Genomic DNA, 980 nt, shown 5'->3' on the forward strand with positions numbered 1-980 from the left:
CACCAAGGTGGTGCCGCGCTTCGCCCGTACCGGCGTGACCAACTTCTTCAGCAACCTGCGTGCGCCGGTGACCATCACCAACCAGGTGCTTCAGGGTAGGCCCGGCGATGCCTGGGACAGCCTGGGCCGTTTTGTCATGAACTCCACGCTGGGCCTGGGCGGCCTGTTCGATCCGGCCAGCAAGGCGATGGTGCCGCGCCGCAGCGAAGACTTCGGCCAGACCCTGGGTGCCTGGGGCTGGCGCGGTTCGCGCTACGTGGAACTGCCGTTCTTCGGCCCGCGTACCGTGCGTGATGTGTTCGGCCTGGCGGGCGACATTCCGCTCTCGCCGATCCGCACGATCGAAGAGGACAAGGTGCGCATCGGTCTGCAGGGTCTGCAGCTGGTGGACATGCGTTCGCAGCTGATGGCACTGGATGACATCCGCGACAGCGCCGTGGACGAGTACGCGCTGACCCGCGATGCCTGGCTGCAGCGGCGCAACTACCAGATCGAGAACGATCTGCGCGACAAGCGCACGCGCGGCAAGGATGCCGACGACACCGCGCCGATCCCGGTCGATGCGATGCCGATGCCGAACTGGGGCAACTGAGCCAGGGCGTACCTGCCAACGGTGGGTACCTACCCGCAGGAAGCCGACAAAAACCCCGCCTTGGCGGGATTTTTTTGGTTCCTCTCCCCGTACAGAGCGCGACTTGTTCCAACCGGCGTAACAGATTGGGCACGGCTGCACGCGTGCGGTCGGATAGTTCAGGCGCCGGTTGTGGATCGGGCGGCGTCTCCGCTCCGGTCTGTCGCGAGCGTGAGGGCCCCTTAGCGGCCGGTAGGCCCTTGGCGCAAATGTCCCCCGGCCGCGGGGCGGCCTCCTCCTTTATTTTGCCCAAGGGCCTACCGGCCGCTAAGGGGCTCGGCTCGCGGCGCAGGCGGAGCCCGGCTTTTTTGGCTCTGGTCGGTGGGTCGGGCGCTGGGCKCCCATGCCC

Annotated in this window: 1 protein-coding gene; it reads left to right on the forward strand. The window is 67.1% G+C overall.

The genetic code is table 11. From position 1 onward, the window contains the following. Nucleotides 1-592: MlaA family lipoprotein (locus AC1DQP_RS20920; RefSeq protein ID WP_478052489.1), on the forward strand; the 592-nt coding region annotated here is incomplete at its 5' end. Nucleotides 593-980 lie beyond the last annotated feature (388 nt).

The organism is Stenotrophomonas sp. P5_A8 (genome assembly GCF_056400545.1).